General features: G+C 41.7%; 5 protein-coding genes. 3 read left to right on the forward strand and 2 right to left on the reverse strand.

Going from position 1 to position 5883, the window contains the following annotated elements; genetic code table 11:
- The first annotated feature begins 209 nt into the window (after nt 1–209).
- The 3 genes from AC1DWN_RS25855 (at nt 210) to AC1DWN_RS25865 (ending at nt 2741) form a co-directional block, all read left to right on the forward strand.
- Complete coding sequence (locus AC1DWN_RS25855; protein WP_477561763.1) at nt 210–1202, forward strand: lipoate--protein ligase; 993 nt, start codon at nt 210–212, stop codon at nt 1200–1202.
- Nucleotides 1203–1390: 188 nt separating this feature from the next.
- Complete coding sequence (locus AC1DWN_RS25860; RefSeq protein ID WP_477561764.1) at nt 1391–2368, forward strand: M23 family metallopeptidase; 978 nt, start codon at nt 1391–1393, stop codon at nt 2366–2368.
- A gap of 1 nt (nt 2369) precedes the next feature.
- A complete protein-coding gene (locus tag AC1DWN_RS25865; protein WP_477561765.1) occupies nt 2370–2741 on the forward strand; it encodes a bactofilin family protein in 372 nt (123 codons plus the stop codon).
- Between the two features lie 105 nt (nt 2742–2846).
- Here the strand turns inward: AC1DWN_RS25865 and AC1DWN_RS25870 are convergent, their stop codons facing one another.
- Together AC1DWN_RS25870 and AC1DWN_RS25875 are read right to left on the reverse strand one after the other, a co-directional pair.
- Nucleotides 2847–3608, reverse strand: coding sequence for a sugar phosphate isomerase/epimerase family protein (locus AC1DWN_RS25870; RefSeq protein WP_477561766.1), 762 nt, complete (start codon nt 3606–3608; stop codon nt 2847–2849).
- Nucleotides 3609–3759: 151 nt separating this feature from the next.
- A complete protein-coding gene (locus tag AC1DWN_RS25875) occupies nt 3760–5670 on the reverse strand; it encodes an FAD-dependent oxidoreductase (RefSeq protein ID WP_477561767.1) in 1911 nt (636 codons plus the stop codon).
- Between the last annotated feature and the right edge of the window lie 213 nt (nt 5671–5883).

Raw genomic sequence — 5883 nt, forward strand, 5'->3', positions numbered from 1 at the left:
GAGTATAAACGTAAAACTTATACTTTCCTATATTTCCAAAAAGACTGCTTTTATGATTGCTAAATAAGTATACTGAAATTACAGCCCATATAATAGATTGAATCATCAATATATTTCCTAAACAGTTTGACAAGAGTAGGTTTCTTTGGGATATCATTAGGGGAAAGATATTTAGATTAGCGAAAACATTAATTCGGAGGTTAGTCACCATGCGCTTTGTAAGCAACCATAACATTACAGATCCTTCATTAAATCTGGCATTAGAGGAATACATCCTCCGTTCGCTACCTGATACTGACGATTACTTATTATTTTATGTGAACGAGCCATCGATTATTATAGGCAAAAATCAGAATACCGTTGAAGAGGTTAATGCTGAATACGTGGAACAGAATGGCCTTCATGTCGTACGCAGACTTTCCGGGGGCGGTGCTGTTTATCATGACCTTGGTAATTTAAACTTCAGCTTTATCATGAAGGACGACGGCCAATCCTTCCACAACTTCAAGAAATTTACGGAGCCCGTTGTTCGCGCTCTTCGCAAGCTTGGAGTTGATGCTGAGATGACCGGACGCAACGATCTTCAAGTCGGTGAACGCAAAATATCCGGCAATGCGCAATTTTCGACGAAAGGGAAAATGTTCAGTCATGGAACGCTCCTATTCGATTCCGAAATGGAAAATATCGTATCCGCGCTGAAAGTGAATGCTGAGAAATATGTATCCAAGTCAACAAAATCAATTCGCAGCAGAGTAGCTAATATTTCGGAGTTTTTGACTGCGCCCCTTACTATCGAACAATTTAGACAGAGCCTTCTGGAATCACTCTTTGAGGGTGAAGCAGAAATTCCTTTCTACGAGCTGACAGAAGAGGATTGGGCAAATGTACATAAGCTAGCGGACGAGCGTTACCGCAGCTGGGAATGGAACTATGGTCGTTCGCCGTCCTTCAACGTCCAGCAGAAGAAACGTCTAGCCGCAGCTGGAACATTCGATGTTCGTCTGCAGGTAGAAGAAGGTCTTATTACAAATGCAGTCATATTCGGTGACTTCTTCGGCAGAGGCGATAGCAACGAAGTGGCTGCACAGCTTATCGGCACTCGGTATGAAGCATCTGCACTGAGAGAGCTGCTTAGTGGAATAGACCTATCCTATTACTTTGGTCCTGTCACACAGGAGGAATGGTTGGAATTACTTCTGTAATAATTTGTAACTATGGCTCGGAGAGCATACGCTCTCTGGGTTTTTTTTATTCTCGCATCCACCTATTTGTGACACCATCTCGTTAGATCGCTATATTTTATACCAATATTTATTTAAAAAACAGGATTTTTGAATATGTATGTCGAATATAGCCTTCAACAAGTTGTTGCAAATATAGGAGGAAAGTCATGAATTGGCTATCTAAAAGGTTCACATTCGTAGTCATTTCGGATGCAAACTCATCCGTTCGGCACTACCATATATCGAGGTTCATCTTGCTTTTAATTCCAACTATTGTCGCATTTCTAACTGTAAGCGCTTTTTTATTCTTCTCTCTCTTCTCCAAGCATACGGCCATTACTGATCAACTTAAGGCTGAGCTTACTGCATCAACAGACCTCTACGAACAGCAGCTAACTGAGAAAGAAGTCAATATTACTACCATGCAAGCCGACTTGCTCCATTTATCTGAGCAAGCTAAGTTGATGGAACAAAAGATGGTCGAAATATATGATCTGGACGCTCAGCTCAAGCAGCTAGTGGGAATCGATGAAGGCATATCTGTTGCCCGCACGAGTGTTGTAACAGAAGAAGGTGGACAAGGTGGTGAGGAGTTTCTTATTCGGGATGAAGCGCCGAACTCACTTGTGACGGAGACGAAGAAAAGCTATTCCGATATTCACCTTCAAATGGATGAGCTTAAGCCACATTTAGAAGAAACGAAGCAGGCCGTTATTAAGTACCAAGCTCTATTAGAAATAACACCAACCATCTGGCCAACTGATTCTCGCAAGGTGACCTCGCTGTTCGGGGCACGTAAAGACCCTTTTACAAAAAGATCAACCTATCATTCCGGCCTCGATATCGGTGGCGATAGAGGTGACCCTATCTATGCGGCGGCAGATGGTATCGTTACGTTGTCAGATCGAGATCGCATACATGGTAATAACATTAGCATTGATCATGGCAGAGGCTTACAAACTCGCTATCTCCATCTAAGCAAACGATTAGTCGATGTGGGTGTCACGGTCAAGAAAGGCCAAATCATCGGAGAACTAGGCAACACAGGTCGAAGCACAGGACCACATCTACACTATGAAGTATCGGTTAACGGCGTTGATGTCGATCCATGGACTTATATGAAGTCAAATCGAAAGGAACCGTGATATGTTTAAGAGCAAAGGCACCAAATTAAACCCGGATACGATGGATACTCTCATTGGCGAGGGTACAACATTTGAGGGCAAAATTAAGTCTGAAGCTAGCATTCGCATCGAGGGGCATGTTATCGGAGACATAGAATCAACAGGTGATGTGACCATCGGAGAGAACGGCTCTGCCCGCTCTGATATCGTCTCGCGCGACCTTATTCTGGCTGGTCGATTAAACGGAAACGTAGAGGTCAAAGGCAAATTAATCATTCGTGCATCAGGAACACTGATTGGCAACTTAACAGCACATAGTCTGCTTATAGAATCGGGTGGCGTATTCCACGGTACTAGTCATATGACGGCCAAAGAATCAAACGCGGCTCAGTAAGAGTTTTGATGGATTCAATACCCTTTCTAATCGAAGAATGCCAGGACGTTTTAGCATCCTGGCATTCTTTTTTTCATATAAACGACCAGACGAGTTAGGGTCTAACTAAGCTAAAAATTGCTTTAGATTATTAAAGCTAATTGCGAGGCTTTCGAATGGATCGCGCAGACATTCATCTTGTTCAACTACATACCATTCCACGCCAATTTCACGACAGGCTGCAATGATTTGATTGAAATTAAGATTGCCTTCACCAATCTCCGCATAAACCTGCTTGTTATCTACAATTGCTAGATCCTTTAAATGAACAACGCCCATACGACCCTTTACTTTACCAATCATGTCTACGGGATTAGCTCCGCCAACCTGTACCCAGTATGTATCAAGTTCAAAGCCGAAAGCGTCATAGTCACTCTCTTCTCTTAATATATCCATACCTGTTCTTCCATTAAACTTTTCAAATTCAAAATGATGATTGTGATAAATAAACTGAAGATCATGCTCCTGTAAACGTTTCGCGATCTCAGAAAACTTCTTCGCAAAATCTGTATAGCCCTCCGCATTTCGATACTCAGTAGGTAGACCACCTAATCCAACATACCTGCAGTTCCATAACTTATGCTTTTGTACGGAGTAGTCAAGATTGTTTACTAGCTCATCATAGCTTACATGTGTCGCACAAATTTGTAGTCCTACTTCATCAACTATCTCTTTGATCTTCTCGGGCGCAATTGGCCCTACTCCTGAAACCTGTACCGCTTGATAGCCAATTTCTTTGACTTTGATCAACGTTTGCTTGAAATCCTCTTCGTTCTTGCAAAAGTCTCTCAGCGTATATAACTGCGCTGCAATATTAGATATATTCATCTTATTCCCGCCGCCTTCATCATTGGATTAGAATCATATAAATGATGCTCTTATTGTACCATCCTGAAGGCGGAGGAAACTTAACTGTGGTTAATGAACCTATGACTCGTATTTGATTCTAATTGAACATTTCACACTAATAGCAAGTGTATTACTTATAAACTACTCCTACATGATATTCCACAACATCTCGAATAAGCATATACGTATCGCCGTCAGTTAAATTCTCAGGGTCTGCAATCATCGATAAAACAGCTTCCTTAACCCAACCCTTAGTCTGCAATTCGGATACTGCGTTCTCAAGTGTAGTATGGATGCCGGCTGAAGTACAAATGATAAGTGCCGCTTGCTGCAAGGATAATGGTCCAAGTGGTTCTGAGACATCATTTAACGCTTGTTCAAGACTTCCAGGGAAATATGAAGCGTGTACTTGGCTAACACCATTCATATTGCGCACAAAGCGTGTAGGGTTAGAAATAAGATCCAAATCAAATTTACTGTTATCATACCCGCCGAATGCTACGCCCATGCTGACTGCTGCGAGMAATCCCTTATAAGCCTTATGCTTGCTGTATTCCGTTGGTTCAATCTTATTCATGGTCAAATCCATGCCCTGCTCAACAAGCACGGCACGTAAAGCTTCTATATTTTCCTTTGATTTCGATAACTCACGGAAAGTAATGTTTTGGTCGATGCTAAGCTTTGCCGCAGCACCAGCTGCTTGAGCAGTTGCCATTCCTAACGGAATAACACGCGCACTTCCGTGTGGAATAGTGTCAAAGCTTGCTGCACGGCCGACAACAAGCAAGTTGTCCACTTTTAGAGGAACGATTGTGCGAAAAGGAACACCATATTGCTCCGGCGACATTACAATAGCTCCATTATCGTTATTACTTAACCTCTGAATGTCGACAGCATAAGATCCGTATGCAATTGCATCCCATTGATCACGATTTTCTAATAGATCCGTAGCTGTTAATCGGTATTCCCCTTGAATATGTCTAGTTTCTCGTATATACAATTCAGGTGCAGTACCGACAAGCTTAAGATCCTTCAGCTCAGGAAAATTTTCCTTAAGGAAAGCAGTGATAAGCTTCGCTTCTTTCTTGCCGATCTCAAATGCTTCTTCAATTGATTCAGGATCCAATGGATCAATGCCAAAAATATGCATCGCGTTAATTAGAATGGTATCGTCGTTTTGTCTTCCGATATTGAGCCCTCGAAGGCCGACTCGATCCGGGTTAGAGGATACATAATCTTTGGCGTCCTTAAAGCCCCACGCGCTCATTTTGTCAGTACCCGTTCCATCATCTCTTTTGTTAAAAGAATCCCATATTTCTTGGGTGACACCACTAAGCTTAAAGACTAGCGTTACCGCCATTTTAGCATCCGGATTGCCCAAATCTTGTCGACCAGTAGTAAACGGAACACCTGCTTCTGCCGCTATATCTGCATCCTGTGTTGCGTCAATAACAACCTTTGCCTGAACATTCGTTTCAACGCCATCTTCCTTCACAATCGTTAAGCCAGTGATGGAAGACACGTCGTTTACCGTCTCTATCATTGGTTTCATGGACTTAACTTTCATTAGAACCTCAATGTTAGGTTCGTTTTTCACCATTTGATTGAATACCAGCGCAGCTGTATTCGTATCTACTGATGTTCCTTCCACCTTGTCATACCATTCTTGAAATAGCCCTTTGTTCAAGAAATTATGCTTCCAAGCTACATCCGATTTTACTGGCGAGTAATTCAAATCAAGTGTATTCAGCCATCCGATTGTAATTAATCCACCTAATATTTCACGTTCCTTACCATCTACCAACAGCACCTTCAATCCATTACGAGCCGCCGAGACAGCTGCAGCCACACCCTCCGGATCAGTGCCAGCTACAATGACGTCATATTTTTTTTTCACATCGGTTATTGTCTCAGGTATAATTGATTCTTCTTGCAGTTGATTATTGTTCGTATTATTTTGTTTCACCCATAATACAACTGAACTAGCAATAATAATTAGTAAAATAGCAAATACAACGGTCCATTTTCTCTTCTGAATCAATTCAAAAGTCAACCCCTAACAAATTTGTTTAACAAGCCCCTATTCAATACGTTTAATCTGCTTAAATAGTTGCGCAAAACAAAAAAAGAATGGGAATCCACCTATTATTCCCTCTACCTTATTCCTTTTATGACAAAGAAAACCGAAAAGACCACAGGAATAATTTCCTGAATCACACTCGACTCAAGAATAAACACTATCCATCCTATAATC

The organism is Paenibacillus sp. P4_A7 (assembly GCF_056402455.1).

Bases quoted from the DNA above. Each gene is read 5' to 3' on its own strand.
- AC1DWN_RS25855 (WP_477561763.1), top strand. From the start codon at position 210: ATGCGCTTTGTAAGCAACCATAACATTACAGATCCTTCATTAAATCTG.
- AC1DWN_RS25860 (WP_477561764.1), top strand. From the start codon at position 1,391: ATGAATTGGCTATCTAAAAGGTTCACATTCGTAGTCATTTCGGATGCA.
- AC1DWN_RS25865 (WP_477561765.1), top strand. From the start codon at position 2,370: ATGTTTAAGAGCAAAGGCACCAAATTAAACCCGGATACGATGGATACT.
- AC1DWN_RS25870 (WP_477561766.1), bottom strand. From the start codon at position 3,608: ATGAATATATCTAATATTGCAGCGCAGTTATATACGCTGAGAGACTTT.